A 24,055-nucleotide genomic window follows, 5' to 3' on the forward strand; every position below is an offset into this window, starting at 1 on the left:
ACACATCGAGGGACGCTCGTCCGGATCGAGTCGCCGATGTTATTCGACACAAATCCTACGGTCGTCACATAAGTGTTGACAATGGTGTGAGGGCTGCTTACTTTGGCCCGACCACCTGCATGTGAGGAGCCTCGATGTTCCGCAAGTCAGCTCTGGGCGCCATCGCGGCGGCTGCCGCGATCGCACTCCTGCCCGCCTGCGGCGCCGGCCCCGGAAGCACCACCCGCAGCGCGTCCGCCGACGAAGGCCGGCCCGCCGAGCTGGTCTTCGCCGCCATCCCGTCAGAGCAGAGCGACGACCTCGAGGCGTCGTTCGCCCCGATCGTCACCGCCCTCGGCAAAGAGCTCGGCATCCCCGTCCGCTTCCAGGCCGTCACCAGCAACGCGGCCGTCGTCGAGGCGCAGGTCGCCAAGCGGGTGGACGTCGCCGTCTACGGCGCGTTCAGCTACTACCTCGCCCGCACCCGCGCCGACGTCGAGCCCGTCGCCGTGCCGGTCGCCGAACCCGGCGGCGAGCCCGGCGCGTACGCCTACGGCGTGACCCGCGGCGGCGACAGCGGCATCTCCTCGCTCAAGGACGTCGCGGGCAAGGACGTCTGCTTCACCGACCCCGGCTCGACCACCGGCTACCTCCAGCCGCTCGCCTCCCTGCGCGAGGCCGGCGTCGACGTGGACAAGGACGTCAAGACCGTGTTCACCCACGGGCACGACACCGCCGTCGCCTCGCTGCTGGCCGGCGACTGCGACATCGCCTTCGTCGGCGACGTCTTCATCGACCAGCTCTTGCCCGCCCGCGGCCAGCTCAAGCCCGGACAGGTCACCAAGGTGTGGACCTCGCCGCTCATCCCCGGACCGCCGATCGTGGTGGGCACCTGGCTGCCGCAGGACGTACGCGACAAGATCGCCAAAGCCGTGACCGGCCTGACCGCCACCGGCGCCGCCTCCGCCGGGCTGTGCAAGGGCAGCGAGATCAAGGGGCCGAAGACCTGGGGCGAGCACGCCGGCGCCCCCGCCTGCACGCTCGGCACCTCCACCGCCTGGACGTTCGTCAAGGCCACCGACGCCACCTACCAGCCGATCACCCGCATCTGCGAGGTCACCAAGGCGGAGGTGTGCACGTCCGGTGGCTGAGATCACGAACGGCGACCCGGTCCTGCGCCTGTCGGACATCGGCAAGAGCTTCGACGGCGTCACCGTGCTCGACGGCGTCTCCCTGGAGGTGCCGCGCGGGAGCTTCGTCGCCCTGACGGGACCGTCGGGCGCCGGCAAGTCCACGCTGCTGCGGCTGGTCAACGGCATGCACCTGCCGGACCGCGGCACCGTCAGCACGCTGGGGGAGAACCCGGCCGCCTGCTCCCGCGCCCGGCTGCGCGCCCTGCGGGCCAGGGTCGGCTTCGTCTTCCAGCAGTTCGGCCTCGTCGGGCGGCTGTCGGCGATGGAGAACGTGCTCATGGGAGCCCTCGCCACGCTGCGCCTGCCCCGCTACGGGGTGATGAGCTACCCGCGCGCGCTGCGCGCCCGCGCCGTCGAGCAGCTCGACCGGGTCGGCCTGGCCGACCAGCGCTTCCAGCGCTGCGACACGCTCTCCGGCGGCCAGCAGCAACGCGTCGCGGTGGCCCGCACGCTGCTGCAGGGCCCCGAGCTGATCCTCGCCGACGAGCCGGTCGCCTCGCTCGACCCGGCGGCGAGCGTGCTCGTGCTCGACACGCTCAAGCGCATCAGCGCCGAGGACGGCATCTCCGTCCTGTGCAGCCTGCACCAGGTCGAGCTGGCGCTGTCCACCGCCGACCGGGTGGTGGCGCTGCGCGGCGGCCGCCTGGTGCTGGACGAGCCCGCCCGCGACCTCACCGCCGCCCGGCTCCGGACGATCTACGACCTCGCGGGGGCCCGCGATGGTTGACACCGCCCCTGCCCCTTCCGCCACCGCCGCGCAGGACCCCGGCCCCCTCCGGCCGCCGGTGAGCGGCCGCGCGCTCGTCGCGGCCGGGCTGCTCGGCGCGGCCGTGGCCGTCACCTGGCTGGCGTTCTGGTGGATCGGCCTGTCCCCGGCCACGCTCGCCGCCGGGCTCGACGACACCGCCCGGCTGCTCGCCCGGATGTGGCCGCCCACCTTCCCCGCCGCCGGCGACGTCGCGTCCATGATCGCCGAGACGCTGCTCATCGCCGTCGCGGGCACCGGCCTGGCCACCGTGGCCTCCGTACCGCTGGCCTTCACCGCCGCGCGCACCCACCGCGGAAGCGCGTGGACGCGGCAGGCCGCCCGCGCGATTATCGTGCTCACCAGAGCCGTGCCCACGCTGGCCTTCGCGATCCTGTTCGTCAGGATCTTCGGGCTCGGCCCGGCGGCCGGCGCGCTCGCCGTCGCCGTCCACTCGGTCGGCATGATCGCGAAACTGCTCGCCGACGCCATCGAGGAGACCGACCCCGCCCCCGCCGAGGCGGCGCGCGCGTGCGGCGCCCGCGAGACGCAGGTGGCCGCCGCCACCGTCCTGCCCCGTGTCCTGCCCGCGCTGACCGCCATCGTGCTGTACCGGCTCGACATCAACATCAGGGCCTCCGCCGTGCTCGGCATCGTCGGAGCCGGCGGCATCGGCGTGGCGCTGCAGACCGCGCTCGGCAGCCTCAACTACCACCGCGCCGCCGGCATCATCTGCGTGATCGTCGCCCTCGTCCTGCTGCTCGAACTGCTGTCGGTGGCGCTGCGCCGCCGATCGACCGGGCGGACGCCGGGCGCCGCCGCGCTGCCCGCCGGGCGGGCACCGTACGACGTCGGCTGGGACCGCGGCCGGGTGCTGCGCGTGCTCGGCGCGACCGCCGCCCTCGTGATCTTCCTGGTCGCGCTGTGGTCGGTGCGCCCCGATCCCGGCCGGCTGTCGTCCGCATGGCCCAACCTGAGCGCGCTGCTCACCGGCATGTGGCCGCCCGCGTTCACCCTCGACCTGCTCATGGCGGTGCTGGAGAGCCTGCTCATGGCGCTCGGCGCGGCGGCCGCGGGCGCCGCGTGCGGGCTGGTCGCCGCCCTGCTCACCGCCGCGAACACCACCCCATGGCCCGCACTCGGCGCGGCGCTGCGGGTGCTGCTCGTGGTGGTCAGAGGCGTCCCCGACCTGGTGTACGCGCTGCTGTTCGTCGCCGCGCTCGGGCTCGGGCCGTTCGCGGGCTTCCTCGCCCTGTGGATCTCCTCCACGGCGCTGGCCGCCAAGTTCTTCACCGACTCGCTCGAACAGCTCGACCCGCTGCCCCGCGAAGCGCTGACCTCGGTCGGCGCGAGCCGCTGGCAGGCGTTCACCGCCGGGACCTGGCCGCAGTTCGTGCCCGCGTTCACCGGGAACGGCCTGTTCGTCGCCGACCTCGCGCTGCGCGAGTCGGTCGTGCTCGGCATCGCGGGCGCGGGCGGCGTCGGCTACCTCATGCAGGAGTCGATCGCCACACTGCGCTACGACACCACCGCCGCGATCGTCATCGCGATCGCCGTCGTCGTGTACGCCATCGAGACGCTCGCCCGCACCGCCCGCCGCCACCTGCTGTGACCGTGACCGGACGAGCCCGCGACGAAGGGACTCTGCCATGACCACCACCGCGGACCCCGGCCGCGCCTCCGACTGGGATCCCACCGCGCCCGAGACGTTCGACAGCTCCCACGCCGTCTACGCCGGCCTGCGGCGGCGCTGCCCGGTGCCGTGGAGCGACGCCTTCGGCGGCTTCTGGGCCGCCACCCGCTACGAGGACGTGCTGCGGGTGGCCCGCGACAGCCTGACGTTCAGCACCGCCACCCAGAACGTCGTCCCGCACGTGCCGCGCACCCAGCGCCGCCCGCCGCTGCACTTCGACCCGCCCGAGCACGGCGTCTACCGCGCCCCCATGGACCGGGTGCTGCGCCGCGCCGTCGTACGCCGGCTCGAACCGGCCTTCGCGCGGGCCGCGCGCGAGCTGCTGGAGCCGCTGCTGGCGCGCGGCCGCGGCGACTACTCCCAGGAGTTCGCGCTCCCGTACGCGGCGCAGTGCTTCGCGATCTTCCTCGGGCTGCCGGTCGAGCAGGTGCTGGAGATCCGCCGCATCGGCGTCGAGTACAGCTTCGCCATCCAGGAGATGGACCGGGCGAGGGTCGCCGCGGCCAGCGAAGAGCTGTACGCCATCGCCCGCACCATCGTCGCCGAACGCGCCGCCGACCCACGAGACCCGGACGAGGACCTGGTGTCCAGCCTGCTGGAGGCGTCCCGCGACCCTGAGCGGCCGATCCCGCACGACATGGTCGTGGCCACCGTACGGCAGACCGTCGTGGCCGGCATCGGCGCGCCGCACGCCGTGCTCGGCAGCGCCGCCGTCCACCTGTCCCGCGACCCCGCGCTCCAGGACCGGCTGCGCGCCGACCCCGGCCTGCTGCCCGCCGCCATCGAGGAGCTGCTGCGGCTGTACGCCCCCTACCGGGTGTTCGCCCGCACCGCCACCCGGGACGTCGAACTGGGCGGCCGCACGATCCGCGCCGGTGAGCCGATCGCGATGATCTTCCCCTCGGCGAACAGGGACGAGGCGGTGTTCGACGACGCCGACCGGCTCGACCTGGAACGGCGGCCCAACCGGCACCTCGCGTTCGGCCGCGGCCCGCACCGCTGTCCCGGCGCCGCGATGGCCCGCCTTGAGCTGGCCGCCGCCCTCGGCGAGCTGCTCTCCTGCACCTCACTCGTCGCGGCGGACGGCGAGGTGGAGATGTTCAACTGGCTCGAATTCGGCCCCAAGTCCGCCCCGCTGCGCTTCGTCCCCCGCACCTGACCCCGCTTCCCGGCCCAGCCGGGTTCGTCCGCGTCCAACCCTTCCCGGCACGACCCTCTTGCCGGCCTCACCCATCCGATGTGGAGGCACACACCGATGTCGGCCCGCTTCAAGACCGCCCGGATGCTGCTGGCGGCGACCGTGGGAGCGGTCGTCCTCGCCGGCTCCGTCCCCGCCGCGACGGCCTCGCCCGCCCGCAACCCCTTACCGCCGGCTCCCGCGGCGGCCCGCACCGTCCTGCCCACCGTCAGAGAGGCCGCCGACGGGCTCCCCGGCCACACCGTCTACCGCCCCGCCGACCTGAAGAAGCTGCGCAAGGGCAGCCTGCCCGTGATCGTCCACGGCAACGGCGCCTGCGCGAAGAGCAACCTCGAAGGCATCGCGTTCCTCACCGGCCTTGCCTCCCAGGGGTACATCGTGATCGCCAACGGCGGTGTGTCCGACTTCCCCGTACCGAGCACGCCCGAGGAGACCATCGCGCACCCCGAGGCGCTGCTCGCCGCCGCCCGCTGGGCCACCGAATCGAAGCAGGCGCGCAAGCAGTTCGAAGGCCGCGCCGACACCACGCGCGTCGGCGTGCTCGGCCACAGCTGCGGCGGCGTCGAAGCGCTCGCCGCCGGCACCGACCCGATCGTGGACGCGGTCGCCGGGTTCAACACCGGGTACCTGCCCGAGCCGGCGTTCGGCGGATACGGACGCGACCGCCTCGCCGATCTGCACACGCCGACGCTCCTGGTCAACGGCGGCCCTGACGACGTCGCGTACCAGAACAGCATCGACAACTACGCCCTGCTCGACGTCCCCGCCGTGCTGGCCTCGAACGCGAGCGCCGGGCACGTCGGCTTCATCGCCGGGCTCCAGGCGACGACGGGCTGGCAGGTGGCCGCGGACTGGTTCGACTACACCCTGCGCGGCGACCGGAAGGCCGGGGCGCGCTTCGTCGGCCCGGACTGCGGGCTGTGCGGGGAGGACGGCTGGACGGTCGAGTCGAAGGGGCTGTCGCTGTGAGCCGCCGCGCATCCGCGATGCTGAGCCTGGCCGTCGCGGTCACGACCGCCGTCTCGGCCGCCACCATCACGGCCGTTCCGGCCGCCGCCGTCTCGCGTGGCGGCGCCGGTTCCGTCCCCGGCGCCGCCGCCGGGAAGGCCACCGCAACCCCCGCAGCCGCTTCACACGTACGGCGGGGCGGGACGCCGTGCCTGCCCGGCTCGCCCGCCCGTCCCACCTGCATCAGCGGCACGCTCAGCGACGGCACGCCTTACGAGTTCGTCGTCCCGGCCCGCTGGAACGGCACCGTGGTCGTCGCCCTCGACTTCGCCGGCACCGGCCGTAACGAGGAGCTGACCGCCCGGCTGCTCGCCGACGGTGTCGCCCGAGGCGGGACCAGCCGGGAGATCACCGGCTGGAACCTCCGCGCCGCCATCGACAACCAGGCCGAAGCGCTGGCCCGCTTCGAGCAGGCGTACGGCAGGGCCCGCTACGCCGTCGCCTCAGGGGCGTCCATGGGCGGCTTCGTCTCCGCCGGTGCCGCACAGCTCCACCCCGGCGCCTTCCACGCCGCCGTCCCCATGTGCGGCGGGCTCAGCGGATCCGTCGCCCAGTGGAACCAGAAGCTCGACACGATGTTCGTGCTGGAACGCCTGGTCGCCCCGGGACTCCCGGTGATCGACATCCCGGAGGACGTCGAGTCGGCCCGCCAGGCGTGGTTCGACGCCCTCGCCGCCGCCCAGCGCACCCCTGAGGGCCGGGCCAGGATCGCGCTGGCCGCCGCGATCGGCCAGCTTCCCGCCTGGGGCAGGAACCCCGACGGCAGCACGCCACCGCCGCCCGCACCCGGCGACGCCGCCGCTCTCGAAGAGGGCGCCTACCTCGCGCTCGCCGGAGGCCCCCTGCCGTACGTCGGGCAGGCCATGAGCAGCCGCCGCCAGCTCATGCAGGTGGTGGGCGGAAACCCGTCGTGGAACACCGGCGTCGACTACGCCGCGCAACTCCGCCGGGCCGAGCCCGCGCTGCGGCGCGCCGTGGACGAGCTCTACACGGCCGCGGGGCTGAAGCTCGCCGACGACCTGAAGACGCTGGCCGCGGCGCCTCGCATCGCGGCCGACCCGGACGCCGTCGAGCGGTTCGCCCGAGGTCTCGTGCTGGACGGCAGGCTGCGCATCCCCGTCCTGACCCTGTCGAACATCGGCGACCAGATCTCCACCGTGGCCCAGCAGCAGGCGTACGAGGAGAACGTGCGCCGGGCGGGAGCGGGCTCTTTGCTCCGCCAGACGTACACCGAGAGCGCCGGCCACTGCGACTTCTCACCGGCGGAGCAGCACGCCGCGCTGGCCGTCATGTTCGACCGGCTGCGCACGGGCCGCTGGCCGGCGACGTCCGCTCCGGCGATGAACGCCCGCGCGGCGCGCCTGGGAGCCGACCCCGCTCCCCGGTACATCCCGTTCACCCCACCCCGCTTCAACCGCCCGTACCCGGCGGGAACCACGCGCCCGTAGCGCTGGGATGCGGCCGCGCGGCTGTCCGGCCGCGCGGCCGTGTGACCGGTCGGGGCGGAGGGCTGTGAGCGGTGCGGGCCGTGTGGCCGGTCGCCGCGGAGGGCCGGGCCGGGCGGCGTGGGCGACGTCGAGCAGTCGGGTGGACGCGAAACCAGGAGAACCGGACGCTGCTTGCCGAAAGCTAGAAATGCCTTCTGCTAGCCACTACCAGGCTCCGGGTACTTCCGGTCGCGGCCGGGCGATCGGCGTCCGGCGTACGAGCCGAGCGAGGACCCAAGCCCATGCCACCCACCATGCGCGCGATCACCCAGGACACCTTCGGCGGCCCCGAGGTGCTGCACCTGGCCGAGGTGCCGCGCCTCGCGCCGCTGCCCACGGAGATCCTGGTACGCGTGCACGCCGCCGGCGTGAACCCCGTCGACTGGAAGACCCGCCAGGGCTCCGGCATGGCGGGGGTGCTCGGCGACCCGCCGTTCGTGCTGGGCTGGGACGTCTCCGGCGTGGTGGAGGAGGTCGGCTTCGGCGTGACCATCGTCCAGCCGGGCGACGAGGTGTTCGGCATGCCGTGGTTCCCGCGCCAGGCGGGCGCGTACGCCGAGTACGTCACCGCGCCGTCCCGCCAGTTCGCCCGCAAGCCCCGCTCGATCGGCCACGTGGCCGCCGCCGGTACGCCCCTGGCCGCCCTCACCGCCTGGCAGGCCCTCATCGACACCGCGCACATCGGCAGCGGGCAACGCGTGCTCATCCACGCGGCGGCCGGCGGCGTCGGCCACCTGGCGGTGCAGATCGCCAAGAACGCGGGTGCGCACGTGATCGGCACCGCCCGGTCCGCCAAGCACGACTGGCTGCGCTCGCTCGGCGCCGACGAGCTCATCGACTACACCACCACGCGCTTCGAGGAGGCCGTACGCGACGTGGACGTGGTCATAGACCTGATCGGCGACGTCCACGACCAGACCAGCACCCGCTCGCTGGGAGTCCTGCGCCCCGGCGGCCTGCTCATCGCCGTCCCGTCCGGCGTGGCCGCCGAACTGCTCGACCGCGCCCGCGAGCAGGGCGTACGAGCCACCGGCATCCTGGTGGAGCCCGACGGCGCCGCCCTCACCCGCATCGCCGACCTCATCGACGAGGGCGACCTGACCGTCGAGGTGGAGCAGACGTACCCGCTCGCCGAGGCCGCCGAAGCCCACCGCCAGGGCGAACAAGGCCGCACCCGCGGCAAACTCGTCCTCACCGTCACCTGACCGTTCGATCGACGATCGTTTTCGACCGCGCCGCCCAGCCATTCCCGGAAACGCGCGAACTCCGCGGGGCCACGAACACCGTGGATTTCGCCGTGATGCTCAGCCATGGCCACCGATCGGGTGCCGGCCGGGCGACATGACCGTCCTCATCGTCATCCGCCCGTCAGGGGCGCGGTTGAGCGAGCGTACCAATGGATAATGAACGGTGCTTGCCGATCGCGTCGCACAGCCATTTCTGAAAGTGGGGCGAATTTTTCGCGCGGTGAATCGTCGAATTCGATGCGACGATCCGACGGGCTGCCTTATGGAATTGTGTGCGACACATAAGGAGGTTCACATCGCCGAGTCGCCATACGCTGACCTCGTGCCGCGCGCTCAGTGTCTCCAGAACGTCGTTCGACGTCGCAGTTCGTGACCGGCGGTAGGTGTTCCGTTCGACTTCACGGCTGGCAGTCGCCCGACAGCGCACGAAGAGTCCGGCGGGCCCCTTTGCTGGGACGTCGGCTACGCGGGCCCGCCGTTTGCCGTGCTCCTGTGCATGCCATCGTTCACCTGTCGCCTGACGTGAGCGTCGTCCTGGGTCGGTGTGTTGCCAGCCCAGTCCGCTTGCGCGACATGTGTGCGCTCACGGCGAGTTGTCGTTTCATGCTGGCCGAATTCAGATTATTTCGGCCGCCTTTACTCTCAATTCGGCGGCTTGGTACTCCGACTCTAGGGCTTGGCGTGCGAGTCGCTGGGCAATCTCCACCAAGGCGAGATCGTCGCGTGTCAGGTCTTCGTCGCTTGCAGGGCTTTGTGGCACATGCTCTGGTTTCGACATATGTGTCCCCTTCGACATGGTGATCTGTGTACGTGGCTCATTCAAAATAGCCTGCAACCGCCTCCGGTGTCAGCCTGGTGGAGTTGACGATTAGCCGACTTCCCTGCAGGCGGGCGCTCATTCCGGACCATGAAGAAGTTTCCGGATGTCGTCACGGAGTTTGCGCGTCCGTGCGGTGTCCGGATGACGATCTCCCAGTACGCGGGCGCGGCGCGCAAGCAGCGCGTTGGCCTGCTCGTATGCCTTGCTCAGCTCGTTCAACTCCAGCAGGATGGCGATGTAGGAGAAGGTCAGCGCCATGGCGTGGACCTCATCCAGGCGTTCCTGGTTGCGCGCGAGCGTAGCCTCCGCCTCCTGCCTTGCTTCGTCGATACGTCGCTGGACATGCAATGCGCGGACCAGCGTGCCTCGCACGAAAAGGACCTCGTTAAGAGGTGAAGTCCCGCTTGGATCCCACTGACTCAGGATTTCCCGGCACATCCGTTCGGCCAGCGGAGCCCGTCTTTCTTCTTGCGCGAGGATGGCGCGGGCGAGGCTGTGCTTGACGACCATGCTGTCCGTATGGTTCGGGTCGAGCGCGTCCTCGGCTTCGAGAATCCCCCAGAGGAGTTGCTCTGCCTCCTGCCAGCGGCCCTCCTGGACCAGGATCGCTTTGGCGAGCTTGTGCCGGCTTGCCCACGTATCGCGGTCGTTCTCGCCGAGTACGCGCGCGCGATCCGCGATCAGCTCGCGCAGGCGTGTCTCGGCGAGTTCGGCCTCTCCGATCTCGATCAGCATGCGTCCGTGCTCATGACGCAGTGCCATGATCTCCCTGTCATCCGAGGAGAAGCCGTACGAGCCGCAACGATCGATCAACCGGGGAAGAAAGTCGTTGGCCGGTGACAGGAGGCCGGCCGCGATGAAGTAGCGGCTCGTGGAACGGGCCAGGCCAAGGGCCTTGCGAATGAGGTCCTGCTCGTGCGGAAGGGTGGCGACGACGGTGTCGGTGATTTGCACGACATGCGGCGCAACCAACTGCCACAGCGCACGGTCTTCGCTCTGATACGGCAGCCGTAGATCGTGATCTTCACGGTGTTGCCGCTGGTCGTGTGGCGTGACGCGAAGAGCCGCCGCGATCATGTCGAGTTGTGACACAAGACCAGGCCGCGGCGGCTCGTGCCGTCACCGTAGCGCATACCGAGCACGCCGCTCTACACCAGGAACTCATGGCCCGGATAGCGCCCTGCTTCCCCCGCCGTGAAAGCCGCGCCACCTGCGCACAGATGCTGGCGGGGCTGCTGATGGAACTGGAGGACAAGAACTGCTGGACCCTGGCCGAGGCGGCCGGACACCCCACCCCAGACCGACTCCAGCACTTCCTGGCCCGCGCCTCCTGGGACGAGCAGCAGGTCACCGCCCAAGCCGCCCGATGGGCGATCGAGCACCTGGACGACGGCGACCCCGACCACGCCGTACTGATCATCGACGAGACCGCCGACGCCAAGTCCTCCACCGACGCCGCCGCAGCCGCCCGCCAATACAGCGGCACCCTCGGCGGTGTCGCGTTATGCCAGGTCGCAGTCCACCTGGCGTACGCCACCCCACGCGGGCACACCATCCTCGACCGCGCCCTCTACCTGCCCGCAAGCCGCGCAGCCGACGACGAACACCGCGAGCTGGCCCACATCCCCGAACAGACCATGTTCGCCACCAAACCCCAGCTCGCCGGCGACCTGCTCCAACGCGCGCACGCGACCGGCATACGCGCCGCCTTCGTCACCGGGGACGAGGTATACGGCGGCCGTGAGCTACGCACCCTGATCCGCACCCTGCTCCTGGGCTACGTGCTGGCGGTCCGCTCCAGCACCACGATCATCACCCACGCTGGACGCACCCTCGCCGCCAAAGACGCCGCCACGCTCATCCCCGCCGGCGCATGGATGTGGCTGCGCACCGGCAGCGGCACCAAAGGCACCCGCCACTACGACTGGGCGATGCTGGCCATCCGACCCGACGACACCCCCGACGAGCACGACCCCGGACACGCCGCCCTGCTGATCCGCCGCCACCGCTACACCGGCCAGATGTCGTTCTACCGCTGCTGGAGCCCGCACCCGGTGCCGCTGGCCCGCCTGATTCACGTCGCCACGTCCAGATGGCGCATCGAAGAAGATCATCAACTTGCCAAGCAGACCTGCGGCCTGGACGCCGGACAGGTCATCCGCTGGCGCTCTTGGCACCGCTGGAGCACCATGGCCTTGCTCGCCTACGCCTTCATCGCCGTGGCCACCGCCTACCAGCGTCAACTTGACGGTCCCCTCGCCGAGCATCTCGGCCTGGTCGCCATCGCCATCCCCGAACTGCTCCGCCAACTGCGCGGCGTCGTCATCCCCGACCCACGACGGGACCCCGAGCACCGTCTGACCTGGTCCATCTGGCGGCGACGGCACCAATATCGAGCGCGCCTCTGCCACCAGCGATGGCATACCTACGCCGAGACAACACCATGATCACAACAATCTACGGCTGCCGTATCTGATCGGGATCCGACTTGCCGAGAGCGTCTTCCAGCAGTCGTAGCGCGAAGCCGTAGTAGGCACGTGGCCGGCTCATCACGTCGCGGTCAGTGCGCAGGACCAGGTGTACGGCCGGGTGCATGGAGACGGTCTGGGCCAGGTATTCACCCAGCCGGTTCCCTTGTCCACGGACCGGCTGCAAAGTGACGAGGCCGACATCGTTCAGTCGTTGCAGGATCCTGTCGATGTCCGGAGTGGGGTGACCGTCGAACAAGTCGGCGTGAGCCAGCTTCTCCGCTGTGTGCACCGGATAGGGGATGGCACTGGGATTCATGCAGGCCAGCACTTTCAGCAGTGGTGCCGCTTGAGGCATCCCGCTCTTCGCCAGTGCGTCGAGTGAGATCTTGAAGACCTCGTACACCAGCTCCAGTCCCAGCTCTTGATCCAAAGGACCGCATCCGGGGACCGCTGTCAGGCGGGATTCCAGGTCACGCCGATAGGCGGTGAACGTGTGTCCGGTCTCCCCGGACTGTTCGAAGCTGTTCTTGATGTGCCTCGCCGCGCACCAGAGCGCGAGCGGGAGGCCGCCCAACGTCCTGGAGAGCAGTCGCGCGTCTTCTCGTGTCCCGGCTGATGGCTGTCCGACCGTCTTGGTCAGTATCGCTATGCCGTCATCTTCTGCCAGGGGATTGATGGTCCTGATCTGGCACCAGGGTCCCCACGTGGTCTCGTTGCGGTCATGGCTGGTCACGATGACCCGGCCGTGTTCGGTAGCGGGTGTGCGCAGCCAGCCTCTGCCGTCGGCGACTCGTCCGATGCCTGCTGCGAGGGAGTCGGCGTTGTCGGCGTTGTCGAAAACGATGAGCCAGGGGCGTCCATGGTTCTCGAGTGCGTTCCAGATCACGTCCGGAACGTTCCGCGCGCTCGTCGCTTCGACGAGGGTGCTCTTCGGAATGCCGAGGCGAAGTCCCAGTTGCTGCATTGCGGTATGAAGTTCGGTGACGTTGATCCACCAGACGTCGCGCTGAGGACGCATCCGGTGAGCCGCTTCAAGAGCCACGCGGCTCTTCCCCACACCGCCCAGTCCGGCGAGCACGAGGACTTTCGCGTTGCTGGCCAGTATGGCTTCGACATCCTCGGCGCGACCCTGTAGATCGCTCACCTCCCGCTGCGACCACGGCGGTTCGATCGACACCTGAGCGATACCGTCGAGGGAGGGGATGGGGCCGGCGGGGCCGGTGCCCCCAGTGGAGCGCTACGTCCGCCGTCTGATGCCAGATATTGGCGGATAAGACGTTTGAAGAGCTGGTAGGACTCGTCGCTCGGGCCGCGCGGCCGAATGATCGACTTGTGGTCGCCGGGGACCGTCTCCCTGTTGCGGAAGGGATAGGTGGCGTCGACGTTGGGCGCCACGCCATCGGTGGCACCGCCGCATGCCGTTATGGGGAAGGGGCAACGCTCCTCAAGGGTCTCGATTGCCGGAACGTCCGCTTGCATGCGGCGGTGCAGCCACTCCTGCGGGTGCCGGATGAGCAGCAGCCTTCTCAGCCCGAGTGCGATCTTTGAGCCCGCGTTAGGACAGGCGTACATGAGCAGGTGGCTGATCCGGGAAAGATCGTATGAGGCACCGTTCCGCAGGGCCTTTGACAGGAAGATCTGTGCGACGATGCCTCCCTGGCTGTGCGTCACCAGGAACACCTTGTGTCCGTCTGCGACATTGCTTCGAAGGAACGATCCTAAATTGTCGGCAATGTCGTTGAATGTCGGTATTTTTCTCGAGAATCTTGTGATGAAGAATGGAGAGGAGTAGCCGAAGTGAAGCAAGGTGGTTTTGTCTGATAGGTCAGGATCCGTGCGGATTGTCCACTCGAAGTGCTTCCAGGTCTTGGGGCTTGAGAAGAGGCCATGGATAAAAACCACGTAGATGCGATCTTTCCCCACGCTACCCCTCCGTCTCATCATCGTCCGTTAGTGGTCGGTGTTCATCACGATAGTCCCCATAGTCGGACTTTTGTGTAGCCCAAGAGGAAGATGTCAAGATTGGATATGATTGCAGCGGCTGATGCGCAGTGGTCAAGTTCGGCGAATCATGCATAATTCGGACATCCGGCAAAATGCTGTGCGCTGACCATGCGGTCGCGTACCTTGTACCTATGAGAAGGGGAACTCCTTCTGCGAGGCTCTCAGAACTCGGCTTGAAGCTGCCGCCCGTCAGCCCGGCGAAAGGCTCCTATGTCCCGGCTGTTGCCGCAGGGGACTTCTTGTTCGTATCCGGCCAGATCCCGATGACCGGTGGGGAAGTGGTCGTCACCGGGAGGGTCGGCGATCAAGTATCGGTGGAGGTCGCAGCCGGTCTGTCGCGGCAGTGCGCGCTTGCCGCACTGGCGGCGGCGGATGCCGCTGTGGGGCTCGACCGGATACTGCGCGTGGTGAAGGTGGTCGGCTATGTATCGTCGGCGCCTGGCTTCACCTCACAAGCCGACGTTGTCAACGGCGCCAGTGATCTGCTGTGCGAGGTTTTCGGAGCAGCGGGACGGCACGCGCGCACTTCGATCGGGGTCGCGGTGCTACCCCTGAATGCTCCCGTCGAAATTGAGCTGACGCTGCACATCGATACGTAGGTCCCGCATCGCTCATCCCCGCCACCGACGCTGACCTGATCCGGCCCAAGGGGCGCGAACGCTCTGATCACCGCCCTGGCCCGTCCGTGCCGGCACTCGAGGGACAACGACCGACGGCCAATCGTGGCGGTGACCATGATGACACGCCACGTCCACTGCGTGATGCTGATCCCAGCCACGCGGTACCCGGGATGCGGTGCCGAAGCGAGGTGGGCCTTCAGATCACAGCCTGAGCGCTGATCCTGTGACGGCGATACCGCTAGCGGGATCCTGTGGGATGGACACGGTGATGGTACTGGGGCGACCCATGTCCTCGCCCTGCAGAACGGTTACCGTCGCCGGGAGCGCGACGAGCTTCAACGCGCGCAGGTAACCGCCGAGCGCCGCAGCCGCCGCGCCAGTAGCGGGATCTTCCACGACGCCCCCGGGTGGGAAGGGATTCCTGGCATGGAAGATGTCGTCGCTCTCCCGCCAGACGAGGTCGATGGTCGTCCATCCGGTACGTTCCATCAGCATGGCGAGCAGGGAGAAGTCGTAAGACAGATGCGCAAGGCGTTCACGGGTCCGGGCGGCGATGATCGGATGAGAAGCGCCTGCGTGAGCGACTTTCGGCGGGAGGCCGGCATCGAGGTCGGTTCGCGACCAGCGCAGGGCTGCAAGAAGCTCGTCGAGGAGTGTCGTGTCCAGATCATCGACGTGCGGTGGCACGCTGACGAGGGTCGCGACCGTGAGCCCGGTGTGCGTGACCGAAGTCGACACTTCGATCGGACCGGCCTGCGTGTCCAGCAGCAGTTCTCCGGGGCCATGCCGGTCGGCGAAGGCCACGGCCGTCGCGATGGTGGCATGACCGCAAAAAGGAACTTCCACCATCGGGCTGAAGTAACGGACGGCTAGGTGCCGGTCGGCTCTCCCGGTGACGAAGGCGGTCTCCGAATAGCCGACTTCGGCGGCGATCTCGAGCATCTGCTTCGGGTCGAGGCCCGCGGCGTCGAATACGACCCCCGCGGGATTACCGCCGTCGGTACTTTCGCTGAAGGCCGTGTACCGCAGAATCTCCATGAGGGCACGCTAAACTCTTCGATAAGTGGCCGACAACCGCTTTGCTGAAGTTGTGCAGGCGCGGTGGTCAACCCCAAGTCAGTAATTGTCCGGTATCCGTCATGGAGACGGAAAAGCCGAGGGCTATTCTGCGGCCGCCGTTGCTCGGTCGTACCGCATGAAAGTTTCTCGGATCGAGTAGCACGGCTTCGCCGGTTCGTGGCCGCATGTGGAAGGATTCGGCATCGCCGACGACGGACTCTTCGAAACCGTAGGATCCAGCGGGTTTGTGCTTGTCGTCGGCAGGATGCCAACGGTGTCGCCAGACAACCGTTTCGCCTCCTTCGTCCGGTACGCTGAGATACAGGTTGAAGGCGAATTGGCAGATGATGTCGGCGTCGAGGAAAGGGCCGGAGAACTCACGCTGCGCGTCGTCGAAGTGCACGAGAAACCCTTGGTTGGGCTCGCGGGCGACTCCGGCGCCCATGGGTCGGCCGCCATGCCGGGCGACTTCCACTGGCTGTGGCAGTTCGGCGCCCAATCGGCTCCGGCATAGTTCGAACGGGTCGAACGGAAGCTTCAGGTCATCCCAAGCGCGCCTGCTCTCGTCGACCGCGGTCCAATAGTCGTCGGAAATGGTTCCGTTCTTGCGGTAGTCGCTGACGCCTACGCCGAAGCGCATCACTTCGGGCCGCACTCGTTGCCGGCCGTACGTGGCGAACTCCACCTTGAGGAGCGCGTCCAAGACGAGCGCACACTCGTCTGGCGAGAAAAAGCCCGGCACTCGAATGGCTGCGCATCGACCCGCCGCGAGATCGGCAATCAATCGGCGCTCGAACCGGTCGGCGATCACCGGTTCAAAGAACGGATCGTGATCATAGGCTGGGTCCATAGGCACCCTCCGACCCTATTGAACGACCGTATGCCCGAATCATACTCAGGTTGAGCAGTGGTGCATAGACCTGGGGCGTCCGGGTGCATTCGAAGAGCCGTTATCTGATCAATCGGTGCGGCCGAAATGTATACGGCAGAGGGTGGGCCGCCGTTTCCTTCTCGGGTGCGTGTCGTTGACTCCCGTGTCGGCCTTCGTCGGGTGTCCCAGTCAACGTCGCCGCCCGCTGTACCGTTCATCGAGATTTTTGTGCCGTGAGTTGCCGGTGATCCGTATGACTTCTGGTATGAACGGTGCAAGTCGTACAAGAAGCTTTCAGAAAGCAAGTACGAAGAGGTGGGAAGTCGACTGTTGCTCACCGGCTGCGGTGAGTTTCGCGCACCGGGTCCGGACCGGACGACCGGCACGGCCGGGTCGCCGGGAACGAAAAAATGTAGGCGCGTTCGTCGGCGACTACGGCACCGCAGATGAAGACGATCAAACAGCCATACCACCCGGCGCCAACACGATCACGGTTTCCTGAATGTCGCTGAGACGAAGCGCGGCAGCCCGGGAGCGAGCCGCGGAAAAGTCGTCCGAGAAGGGAAGGGCGGGAACCCGTCCAGGCACGCCGCCTTCCGAGGGCCATGCGACGGAGGCCGATACCTCCGCCGCCGCTCGCCGGTCCGGGCAAGCCGGCGGAAGCGCTGTCCCCGTGCGGGGGAGAACCGCGAGGTGCGCGCTCTTCCCCCGGCGGGTTCGGCTTCGTGCAGCACCCGAGCGCCGTCCGCACGCGGCGGGGCGGCGCGTGCGTGGACGTCGATCCGACGTCAGAACGGCGAACCGCGCGCTGGAACCGGCCGCCGCGACCGTGAACCTGCGCCCGTCGGGCGGTGGAACCGAGCCGTTCGCTGACGGCTTCGCCCACGTATCGGTGGTGAAGACCCCGCAAGCCGCGCGCGACCCGCGCTCGCCACGTGCGGGTCGGGCTCTGCATGTCAGGGCTGGAGGTGAAGGCCGACGGCTCGGGAGTGCTCGGCGTCTGTGACCTGGTCACTGGCGCGTACGAGGTGCAGACCGATGCCGTACCCGCTGATGACGACGAGCGTGTAGGCGTCGATCGGCGTCCCGTCCTTACGGTAGGCGACGCCGGTGATGGAGAGGGCGGGCTCGCCGGGGGAAGCGCCGCACAGCCGGGCGGTGGCGGGGTCCAGCGAGGTCGGTTCGACGCGCTGGAGGCTTTCCTGGACGCGATGGCCCACGGCCGCCAGCGCGTCGACGACGGTCGCACAGCGCTGGAGCACCTGGGCGTCGATCCGGTCACCGACGTCCGCGGGAAGGATGTCGGTGGCGACACCGTAGACCTTGCCATCGCGCACCCGGGTGCCACGGAAGCGGACGGCCGGGCTGCCGGCAGGGATGTGCAGCCGAGCGGCGAGCGCCTCGTCGGCGATGATGGTCCGCCGGGATCGGTGCAGCTCGTGGACGTGGTGGGCCTCATCGTCGAGGTCGTCGAGGAAACCGGTGTAGACCGGCCCCGAACGAGGTGACAGCGGCTCGATCGGCGGTTCGGTGTTCACGTAGGTGCCCGAGCCGCGCCGGCTGGTGAGATATCCCTTGCCGCGGAGGTCGGCGATGGCCTGGCGGATGGTGCTGCGGCTGGCGCCGAAGTCGGTCGCGAGCTCCTCTTCGGGCGGCAGCCGGCTACCAGGCGGGTAGGTTCCGGCGAGGATCCGCGCCTTGAGCGACATGGCGATGCGGATGTAGAGCGGCCGGTCCGGTCCCGGCGGGCGTACCACTGCTTGATGGCCTTTCAGCTGCTCGCGGATGCGGGTCTAGATCGTGCTGCCAGCATAGGAGGCGTCCGGCAGGGCGGTGAGCCGGAGCATCGTGCCCGGCCACGGCGAACCTCCCCAGATGCCGGTGCAGCTCCCCCACAACCGTTAATTTGTAGGGTGTACCATACAAATCCGGCCGAGGCTCGCCGATGACGCTCACGCCGTGCTCCCCGCACCCCGCTCGGCAGAAAGGTGGCAGACCGCATGCACCGCCGGCTCGACGTTCCCGTGCTGACCGGATCTCGCGTACGCCTGGAGCCGCTGGCGATGAGCCACGCGGCGGATCTGGCGGAGGCCGCCGAGGAGGACCGCTCCTCCTACGCCTTCACCCTCGTGCCCCGCGCCGATGAGGTCCCGGCCTACCTGCGCGCCCAGCTCTCCCGCGAGGGGCTGACCCCTTTCGCCCAGATTCGGCTGAGCGACGGGAAGGCGGTGGGATGCACCGGGCTCTGGGATCCCCGTACGTGGCCGGGCCGGGACGAGCTGCGCGCGGTGGAGATCGGCTGGACCTGGCTGTCCGCCTCGGCCCAGGGCACCATGATCAACGCCGAGGCCAAGCTGCTCCTGCTCACCCACGCGTTCGAAACGCTGAACGTGACCCGCGTCGATCTCAAGACCGACGCCCGCAACCACCGCTCACGCCGGGCGATCGAGCGGCTCGGCGCGCACTTCGAGGGCGTCCTGCGAAGCTGGTCACCCTCCTGGGCGCCGGGTGAGGAGGGCCTGCTGCGCGACTCGGCCATGTTCTCGGTGATCGCCCCGGAATGGCCCGCCGTCAAAGCGGCGCTGCGCGAGCGCCTCGCCGCCGCGCCGGCCGAGTCCGCGCGAGCGAGGTGAGATCCACATGCGGATGTTCGCCGAGCTGTTCGTGCCCGAGGACAGCGACCCCAGGCCCGCCGTGCCTGCCCGGGGACGAGAAGGCGATGCTCGCCGCCTGCCTCCGCTGGCATCGCGAGACGCTGAAGCTGAAGTGCAAGGACCTCGACCCGGGAGCGCTCGCCCGCCGGTCGGTGCCCTTCGCGAACCTGTCGCTGCTGGGGCTCGTACGGCACCTCGCCGACGTCGAACGGCGCTGGTTCCGCCGGGACATGGCCGGGCAACCGGCCGGCCCGTACTTTCAGACCGAGGAGCGTCCCGACGCGGCCTTCGACGACGCCGTGCCTGACGCGGAGATCGTCGCCGAGGCGTGGCGGCTCTGGCACGACGAGGTGGACTTCGCCGACCGGTTCGTGGCCGGGGCGGCGAACCTGGAGATCACCGGCACGGACCCCTGGCGCGGTACGATCACGCTGCGCTGGGTGCTCCTCCACATGATCGAGGAGTACGGGCGGCACAACGGCCACGCCGACCTCCTGCGTCAGGGCATCGACGGTGCGGTGGGCCTGTGACCAGGCAGGAGAGCATGAGCAGGAGAACGGACGTGCTGGTCAGGGCCGCACGGCCGGACGAGGCGGAGCCGCTGAGCGAGCTGGCGTTGCGCTCGAAGGCCTACTGGGGCTACGACGAGACGTTCATGGCGGCCTGCCGGGACGAGCTCACCGTCCCGGCATCGCAGGTGGAGGCCCGGCGGACGACGGTGGCCGAACGGGACGGCCGCGTGCTGGGGTTCGTCACCGTCGAGGGCGATCCGCCGGAGGGGGAGCTGGGCATGCTCTTCGTCGAACCGGACGCCATCGGGCACGGCATCGGCCGCCTGCTGCTCGAGCACGCGGTGACCGCCGCGCGGAGGCTCGGCTTCGTGCGGTTGCTGATCGAGGCGGACCCGCACGCCGAGCCGTTCTACCTGGCGATGGGCGCCGCCCGGATCGGTCTGGCCCCGTCCGGCTCCATCTCCGGGCGCAGCCTTCCGCTCCTGTCTCTCGACACGTGAGCGATCACGCGGGAGCGCGTCGCCCGCCCGGGGCGCGATCGTGCTCATGCGGTGCCTCCTCGCGTGCCGGTCACCGGAGCTTGATCAGCGGCCTCGATATTCGGCCTGACGAGCACCCCGAATCGCCGGGCCTCGGGCAGGATGGCGGGCATGGTCTCGTATCAACTGGTGATCGATTGTGCGAATCCTGAGCGGATGGCCCGATTCTGGGCGGACGCATTGCGCTACAAGCTGGAGCCGCCGCCGGATGGCTTCGATACGTGGCGGGCGTACTGGCGCAGCATCGGCGTGCCGGAGGACGAGCTGGGCGAGGGCGACGGCAACGACAGCATCGTCGATCCGGAAGGGCGCGGGCCGAGGATCTGGTTCCAGCAGGTGCCCGAGGGCAAGGTCGTGAAGAACCGGTTCCATTTGGACGTGCTGGTCGGCGGCAAGCGCGACGAAACGCCCCTGGAGACCAGGCGAGCGCGAGTGGATGCCGAGGTGGAGCGGCTGGTCAAGGCAGGGGCGTCCGTCGTACGGGTGCACTCGCAGCCCGGGGCCGACCACTACGCGGTGGCGATGCTCGACCCCGAGGGCAACGAGTTCGACGTGGTCTAGTACCGCCGTCGCCGGCGGAGGTCAGCGGTAGCCGGTGACGTCGGCGGGTCTGCCGGGGTCCTGGACCTCCACCAGGTAGCGCCAGCAGTCCGGCTGGGAGCCGTCCACGTCCGTGAAGCCGTACTCCTGCGCGAGCTGCCCGCTCGACAGCGACCGGCCGGTCCACCGCATCACGTCAGGGTCGGCGGCCAGGGCGGCGACGGCGCGGCCGACGTACCGGGGCGACTCCGAGATGGCGAAGTGCGGCTCGCGCGCGGTCGCGTCGCGCCAGTTCTCCTCCTTCACCCCGTAGTGGTCGAGCATCATCTCCGACCGCAGCCAGCCGGGGGTCAGCGACACCGCCGCGCACCCGTACGGGCGCAGCTCGTGCGCCTGCGCGTAACCGAGCCGGATGACCGCGCTCTTGGCCTGGTCGTAGAAGAACGAGACGCGGTAATTGCGGTCGTTGTACTCCTTGGTGCCGTCGGTCATCTCCACCACCAGCCCGCCGGGCCGCTTGATCAGCAGGGGCAGCATGAAGTGGCTGGTGATGACGTGGGTGTCGACGGCGAGCCGGAGCAGGCGCAGGCCGGCGTCCAGGTCGTGCTCCCACAGCGGGGTGTCCCACTGGGCGAGGTGCTCGCCGCCCCAGATGTCGTTGACGAGCACGTCGAGGCGGCCGTGGTCGCGGCCGATGCGCTCGGCGAGCGACCTGACCTGGTCGCGGTCGAGGTGGTCGGCCGGTACGGCGATGCCGTGGCCGCCGGCCGCGTTCACCAGCTCGGCGGTCTCCTCGATGGTCTCGGGGCGGTCGTACTCGGATCGCGACCGCCGGGTGGTGCGGCCGGTCACGTAGACGGTGGCGCCGGCCGCGCCCAGCTCGACGGCGATGCCCCGGCCGGCGCCCGCGTCGCGCCGGCGACGAGGCAGACCTTGCCTCGCAGGTTCGGATGATTGCTCATGCGGCGAACGTAACGAGAAAAGCCGACAACGCCTGTCATGTTTTCCGTGCCGGTGCGGGGCCTTGCCGGGTGAGGTCAGCGGGTGGTGAACGCGCCGCCGTTCACGTGGATGGTCTGGCCGGTGATGTGGCGGGCGCCGGGCGAGGCGAGGAAGAAGACGGTCTGCGCGATGTCATCGGGCGTGCCGGGCCGCTTCAGCAGCGTCTCCTCCACCAGCGCGCGGTGGCGCTCCTCGGTCATGCCGTCGCCGAAGAAGTTGGTGCCGGCGACGTAACCGGACGAGATGACGTTGCAGGTGACGTCGCGTGGGCCCAGCTCGGCGGCGAGCGAGACGTTCCAGGCGGCGAGCGCGGCCTTCGCGGCGCCGTACGAGCCGCCGCGCCGTTCAGCCCCGATCGAGCCGATGCTGACCACCGTGCCGCCGGGCGCCAGCCGATCCTGTACGGCGGCCGTGGTGAGCGCGGCGCTGACCACGTTGAGCGACAGGCTCGACTGCCACTGCAGGGCGAGCGCCTCAAGCGGCGGCGTGCCCTCGGGTGGGGTGGCGGGCAGCCCGCCGGCCGCGTTCACCAGCACGTCGAGCGGTCCGCTCAGCTCGGCGGCCAGCGCGGCGACCTGATCGGGACGGGTGGCGTCGCAGGCGGCCCCGCGCACGCCGAGCTCCTTGGCGGCGGGTTCGACGGTGGCGGCGCGGCGGCCGGTGATGACGACGTCCGCGCCGTCGGCGGCGAAACGGGCGGCGATGGCCCGGCCGATGCCGCTGGTTCCTCCGGTGACCAGTACGGTCCTGCCCATGAGTCCCTCCTGACGGCAGGTATGTTTAGGGCTAAATATAGCGAAGGGTTCCGAGATGGCCGACGCCCCCACCAGTCCCGCGGAGATCGCCGCCGCCTGGCAGCGCGAGCGCCCCGGCACGCCGACCTCGTCCATCGAGATCGTCACGCCCATCTGGCGGCTGGCGAAGCTGTTCGCCGACGACCGCGCCCGCGTGCTGCGCGCCGCCGGGATCGACGCGGCCACGCTCGATCTGCTGTCCGTGCTGCGCCGGTCCGGGCCGCCGTACCGGCTGACCACCCGCGAGCTGGCCCGCCGCACGCTCGTCACGGCAGGAGCGATCTCCCAGCGGGTGGCCAGGGCCGAGCGGGAGGGCCTCATCCACCGCGCGCCCGGCGGCACCGGGCGCAAGAGCGTCGTCGTCACGCTGACGGAGGAGGGGCACGCGCTCATCGAACGTTCGGTGGACTCGGTGCTCGGCCGCGAGGCGTCCCTGGTCGCCGGGCTGACCCCGGAGGAGCGCGCCACCCTCGTCCAGCTGCTGGACAAGCTGACCGCCGACGTGCGCAGGCGGCTGTCAGCCGAGCCCTGACCGGCGGCGCAGCCCGGCCGCCGTCGCCACCGAGGCCGCGCCGAGCAGCAGCGCCGGCACGAGGTACAGCAGCGTCGAGAGGCTGAGCAGGTCGAACGGCTCCAGCCCCAGCGCCGTACGGCCAAGCGCGACCGCGAACAGGCTCGCGTACCCGGCGATGGCCGCGCTCATCGCCACCAGCCGCGCCCGCTCGGACAGCCGGCTGAAGCCCATCAGCCAGGCCAGCCCCGGCAGCACCTGGATCGCGTGCATCGGCACCGCGTGGGCGTACTTCATCGCGCCCGCCCGCCCGTACGTGCTCATCGAGTGCGTCAGCGGCGAGGCGCCGGCGTCGAGCAGGCCGATCCCGTGCACGATCATCCACATCCCGACCACCTGCGCGGCCAGCAGCGCCAGCATGCCGCCGCGGATCGCCCACGCCATCGGCGCGGGCGCGGTGCACGCGGTGAAGGCCGCCACGGTGATCAGCAGCAGCGCGATGTCGGTGACCGCGATCGTGACGCCGCCCGCCGTGAACAGCGCCCCGTCCAGCGCCGTCATGTCGTTGAAGTGCGACGGTACGCCACGCGCGCGCTGCACGCTCACCCACACCACCTCCAGCGCGGTCGAGACGCACAGCAGCACCGACACCAGCCACCCCGACCACGCCGGCACCCGCAGGTGGCCGCCGATCCAGCCGAGCGTGAGCGTGGTCAGGCCGAACGAGAGGCCGAACGTGGCCGGCTTGCGCCACGACAGCGGCCCCTCGATCGGGCCGCCGACGACCGCCCAGATCGCGCCGTGCGCGAGGCCAGTGAGGACGAGGGCGGCGCCGACGACGTACGCCAGCCGCTGGTAGCCGCGCGCCTCATCCCAGAACGTGGCGCGCAGCGACGCACCCATGGCGCGGGGGAGCGGCATCTCGGACATGGGGGACCTCCTGGTGGCAGCGGTCGGAGAACGGTGAACCGGTGTTCCAGCGGGATCCCTCTGACCTCTGACGGTAGGCGGCGGGCCGCCGTACCGGATCCCCCGCCGCACCGAACCTCCGGCTCACCCGGCCTGGGGAGGCTCCCTCCTGAGAGGGAGGTCAAGCGCGCCGCAGCGC

At 69.7% G+C, this 24,055-nt stretch carries 22 protein-coding genes and 1 pseudogene; 14 read left to right on the forward strand and 9 right to left on the reverse strand.

Translation table 11 applies throughout. The features are described from left to right. The first annotated feature begins 134 nt into the window (after positions 1-134). The 7 genes from ACFMQL_RS33035 (at position 135) to ACFMQL_RS33065 (ending at position 8,508) form a co-directional block, all read left to right on the forward strand. Positions 135-1,130 carry a phosphate/phosphite/phosphonate ABC transporter substrate-binding protein gene (locus tag ACFMQL_RS33035; protein ID WP_378788682.1) on the forward strand — a complete coding sequence of 332 codons (996 nt, stop codon included), beginning with the start codon at positions 135-137 and terminating at the stop codon, positions 1,128-1,130. Then, positions 1,123-1,899 (forward strand): phosphonate ABC transporter ATP-binding protein, encoded by a 777-nt coding sequence (locus ACFMQL_RS33040; protein ID WP_378788684.1) that lies wholly within the window; start codon positions 1,123-1,125, stop codon positions 1,897-1,899. Before ACFMQL_RS33035 ends, ACFMQL_RS33040 begins: the two co-directional genes overlap by 8 nt. Further along, positions 1,892-3,529, forward strand: a complete 1,638-nt coding sequence (gene phnE / locus ACFMQL_RS33045; RefSeq protein WP_378788685.1) for a phosphonate ABC transporter, permease protein PhnE — start codon at positions 1,892-1,894, stop codon at positions 3,527-3,529. Before ACFMQL_RS33040 ends, phnE begins: the two co-directional genes overlap by 8 nt. Positions 3,530-3,566: 37 nt before the next feature. Further along, positions 3,567-4,769 carry a cytochrome P450 gene (locus ACFMQL_RS33050; RefSeq protein WP_364051951.1) on the forward strand — a complete coding sequence of 401 codons (1,203 nt, stop codon included), beginning with the start codon at positions 3,567-3,569 and terminating at the stop codon, positions 4,767-4,769. A gap of 96 nt (positions 4,770-4,865) precedes the next feature. Continuing rightward, positions 4,866-5,777 (forward strand): hypothetical protein, encoded by a 912-nt coding sequence (locus ACFMQL_RS33055; RefSeq protein WP_364051948.1) that lies wholly within the window; start codon positions 4,866-4,868, stop codon positions 5,775-5,777. Next, complete coding sequence (locus ACFMQL_RS33060; RefSeq protein ID WP_378788687.1) at positions 5,774-7,264, forward strand: alpha/beta hydrolase family protein; 1,491 nt, start codon at positions 5,774-5,776, stop codon at positions 7,262-7,264. The genes ACFMQL_RS33055 and ACFMQL_RS33060 overlap by 4 nt, the downstream gene beginning before the upstream one ends. A 281-nt stretch (positions 7,265-7,545) precedes the next feature. Next, positions 7,546-8,508 (forward strand): NADP-dependent oxidoreductase, encoded by a 963-nt coding sequence (locus ACFMQL_RS33065; protein WP_364051942.1) that lies wholly within the window; start codon positions 7,546-7,548, stop codon positions 8,506-8,508. 937 nt (positions 8,509-9,445) lie between these two features. Here the strand turns inward: ACFMQL_RS33065 and ACFMQL_RS33070 are convergent. Beyond that, positions 9,446-10,462: a hypothetical protein gene (locus ACFMQL_RS33070; RefSeq protein ID WP_378788688.1), complete on the reverse strand. Its 1,017-nt coding sequence runs from the start codon at positions 10,460-10,462 to the stop codon at positions 9,446-9,448. Positions 10,463-10,533: 71 nt separating this feature from the next. Between ACFMQL_RS33070 and ACFMQL_RS33075 the strand changes: the two genes are divergently transcribed. Continuing rightward, on the forward strand, positions 10,534-11,817 hold the full coding sequence (locus tag ACFMQL_RS33075) for an IS701 family transposase (protein ID WP_378788690.1): 1,284 nt from the start codon (positions 10,534-10,536) through the stop codon (positions 11,815-11,817). Between the two features lie 10 nt (positions 11,818-11,827). Here ACFMQL_RS33075 and ACFMQL_RS33080 read toward each other — a convergent pair whose 3' ends face one another. Both ACFMQL_RS33080 and ACFMQL_RS33085 read right to left on the reverse strand, forming a co-directional pair. Beyond that, positions 11,828-13,018 carry a hypothetical protein gene (locus ACFMQL_RS33080; RefSeq protein WP_378788692.1) on the reverse strand — a complete coding sequence of 397 codons (1,191 nt, stop codon included), beginning with the start codon at positions 13,016-13,018 and terminating at the stop codon, positions 11,828-11,830. Continuing rightward, complete coding sequence (locus tag ACFMQL_RS33085; protein ID WP_378788694.1) at positions 12,982-13,764, reverse strand: esterase/lipase family protein; 783 nt, start codon at positions 13,762-13,764, stop codon at positions 12,982-12,984. The genes ACFMQL_RS33080 and ACFMQL_RS33085 overlap by 37 nt, the downstream gene beginning before the upstream one ends. Before the next feature lie 212 nt (positions 13,765-13,976). Here ACFMQL_RS33085 and ACFMQL_RS33090 point away from each other — a divergent pair, with 212 nt between their 5' ends. Next, positions 13,977-14,444, forward strand: a complete 468-nt coding sequence (locus tag ACFMQL_RS33090; protein ID WP_364051936.1) for a RidA family protein — start codon at positions 13,977-13,979, stop codon at positions 14,442-14,444. Between the two features lie 222 nt (positions 14,445-14,666). On the opposite strand, the gene ACFMQL_RS33095 is transcribed toward ACFMQL_RS33090, so the two are convergent. From ACFMQL_RS33095 to ACFMQL_RS33105, 3 genes are all read right to left on the reverse strand, one after another. Then, positions 14,667-15,503 (reverse strand): PhzF family phenazine biosynthesis isomerase, encoded by an 837-nt coding sequence (locus tag ACFMQL_RS33095; RefSeq protein WP_364051933.1) that lies wholly within the window; start codon positions 15,501-15,503, stop codon positions 14,667-14,669. A 67-nt stretch (positions 15,504-15,570) separates the two neighbouring features. Beyond that, positions 15,571-16,374: a hypothetical protein gene (locus ACFMQL_RS33100; protein WP_378788696.1), complete on the reverse strand. Its 804-nt coding sequence runs from the start codon at positions 16,372-16,374 to the stop codon at positions 15,571-15,573. Between the two features lie 977 nt (positions 16,375-17,351). Beyond that, positions 17,352-18,152, reverse strand: a complete 801-nt coding sequence (locus ACFMQL_RS33105; RefSeq protein WP_378788698.1) for a GntR family transcriptional regulator — start codon at positions 18,150-18,152, stop codon at positions 17,352-17,354. A 243-nt stretch (positions 18,153-18,395) separates the two neighbouring features. On the opposite strand from ACFMQL_RS33105, the gene ACFMQL_RS33110 reads away from it, so the two are divergent. The 4 genes from ACFMQL_RS33110 (at position 18,396) to ACFMQL_RS33125 (ending at position 20,661) form a co-directional block, all read left to right on the forward strand. Further along, positions 18,396-19,028, forward strand: coding sequence for a GNAT family protein (locus tag ACFMQL_RS33110; protein ID WP_364051925.1), 633 nt, complete (start codon positions 18,396-18,398; stop codon positions 19,026-19,028). An 86-nt stretch (positions 19,029-19,114) separates the two neighbouring features. Beyond that, positions 19,115-19,579, forward strand: coding sequence for a DinB family protein (locus tag ACFMQL_RS33115; protein ID WP_378788700.1), 465 nt, complete (start codon positions 19,115-19,117; stop codon positions 19,577-19,579). 14 nt (positions 19,580-19,593) lie between these two features. After that, the gene (locus ACFMQL_RS33120; RefSeq protein ID WP_364051919.1) at positions 19,594-20,061 is read left to right on the forward strand and encodes a GNAT family N-acetyltransferase; all 468 of its coding nucleotides are present in this window, start codon (positions 19,594-19,596) and stop codon (positions 20,059-20,061) included. Positions 20,062-20,211: 150 nt separating this feature from the next. Then, a complete protein-coding gene (locus tag ACFMQL_RS33125; RefSeq protein ID WP_378788702.1) occupies positions 20,212-20,661 on the forward strand; it encodes a VOC family protein in 450 nt (149 codons plus the stop codon). 21 nt (positions 20,662-20,682) lie between these two features. On the opposite strand, the pseudogene ACFMQL_RS33130 reads toward ACFMQL_RS33125, so the two are convergent. Further along, a pseudogene (locus ACFMQL_RS33130) lies at positions 20,683-21,602 on the reverse strand (SDR family oxidoreductase). Between the two features lie 75 nt (positions 21,603-21,677). Beyond that, positions 21,678-22,397 (reverse strand): SDR family oxidoreductase, encoded by a 720-nt coding sequence (locus ACFMQL_RS33135; RefSeq protein WP_364051910.1) that lies wholly within the window; start codon positions 22,395-22,397, stop codon positions 21,678-21,680. Positions 22,398-22,452: 55 nt separating this feature from the next. Here ACFMQL_RS33135 and ACFMQL_RS33140 point away from each other — a divergent pair, with 55 nt between their 5' ends. Then, positions 22,453-22,968, forward strand: coding sequence for a MarR family transcriptional regulator (locus ACFMQL_RS33140; protein ID WP_364051907.1), 516 nt, complete (start codon positions 22,453-22,455; stop codon positions 22,966-22,968). Here the strand turns inward: ACFMQL_RS33140 and ACFMQL_RS33145 are convergent. Next, positions 22,954-23,877 carry a hypothetical protein gene (locus tag ACFMQL_RS33145; RefSeq protein ID WP_364051904.1) on the reverse strand — a complete coding sequence of 308 codons (924 nt, stop codon included), beginning with the start codon at positions 23,875-23,877 and terminating at the stop codon, positions 22,954-22,956. The two genes, ACFMQL_RS33140 and ACFMQL_RS33145, sit on opposite strands and share 15 nt — an antisense overlap. Positions 23,878-24,055: the final 178 nt, after the last annotated feature.

Source organism: Nonomuraea fastidiosa (assembly GCF_042751225.1).
GTDB classification, from domain to species: Bacteria; Actinomycetota; Actinomycetes; order Streptosporangiales; family Streptosporangiaceae; genus Nonomuraea; species Nonomuraea fastidiosa.

What these genes read in the sequence shown, in the direction of transcription:
- ACFMQL_RS33120 (WP_364051919.1), top strand. Translation starts at nt 19,594, where the DNA reads ATGAGCAGGAGAACGGACGTGCTGGTCAGGGCCGCACGGCCGGACGAG.
- ACFMQL_RS33125 (WP_378788702.1), top strand. Translation starts at nt 20,212, where the DNA reads ATGGTCTCGTATCAACTGGTGATCGATTGTGCGAATCCTGAGCGGATG.
- ACFMQL_RS33115 (WP_378788700.1), top strand. Translation starts at nt 19,115, where the DNA reads ATGCTCGCCGCCTGCCTCCGCTGGCATCGCGAGACGCTGAAGCTGAAG.
- ACFMQL_RS33035 (WP_378788682.1), top strand. Translation starts at nt 135, where the DNA reads ATGTTCCGCAAGTCAGCTCTGGGCGCCATCGCGGCGGCTGCCGCGATC.
- ACFMQL_RS33065 (WP_364051942.1), top strand. Translation starts at nt 7,546, where the DNA reads ATGCCACCCACCATGCGCGCGATCACCCAGGACACCTTCGGCGGCCCC.
- ACFMQL_RS33090 (WP_364051936.1), top strand. Translation starts at nt 13,977, where the DNA reads ATGAGAAGGGGAACTCCTTCTGCGAGGCTCTCAGAACTCGGCTTGAAG.
- ACFMQL_RS33075 (WP_378788690.1), top strand. Translation starts at nt 10,534, where the DNA reads ATGGCCCGGATAGCGCCCTGCTTCCCCCGCCGTGAAAGCCGCGCCACC.
- ACFMQL_RS33110 (WP_364051925.1), top strand. Translation starts at nt 18,396, where the DNA reads ATGCACCGCCGGCTCGACGTTCCCGTGCTGACCGGATCTCGCGTACGC.
- ACFMQL_RS33055 (WP_364051948.1), top strand. Translation starts at nt 4,866, where the DNA reads ATGTCGGCCCGCTTCAAGACCGCCCGGATGCTGCTGGCGGCGACCGTG.
- ACFMQL_RS33100 (WP_378788696.1), bottom strand. Translation starts at nt 16,374, where the DNA reads ATGGACCCAGCCTATGATCACGATCCGTTCTTTGAACCGGTGATCGCC.
- ACFMQL_RS33135 (WP_364051910.1), bottom strand. Translation starts at nt 22,397, where the DNA reads ATGGGCAGGACCGTACTGGTCACCGGAGGAACCAGCGGCATCGGCCGG.
- ACFMQL_RS33050 (WP_364051951.1), top strand. Translation starts at nt 3,567, where the DNA reads ATGACCACCACCGCGGACCCCGGCCGCGCCTCCGACTGGGATCCCACC.
- phnE (WP_378788685.1), top strand. Translation starts at nt 1,892, where the DNA reads ATGGTTGACACCGCCCCTGCCCCTTCCGCCACCGCCGCGCAGGACCCC.
- ACFMQL_RS33140 (WP_364051907.1), top strand. Translation starts at nt 22,453, where the DNA reads ATGGCCGACGCCCCCACCAGTCCCGCGGAGATCGCCGCCGCCTGGCAG.
- ACFMQL_RS33145 (WP_364051904.1), bottom strand. Translation starts at nt 23,877, where the DNA reads ATGTCCGAGATGCCGCTCCCCCGCGCCATGGGTGCGTCGCTGCGCGCC.
- ACFMQL_RS33095 (WP_364051933.1), bottom strand. Translation starts at nt 15,503, where the DNA reads ATGGAGATTCTGCGGTACACGGCCTTCAGCGAAAGTACCGACGGCGGT.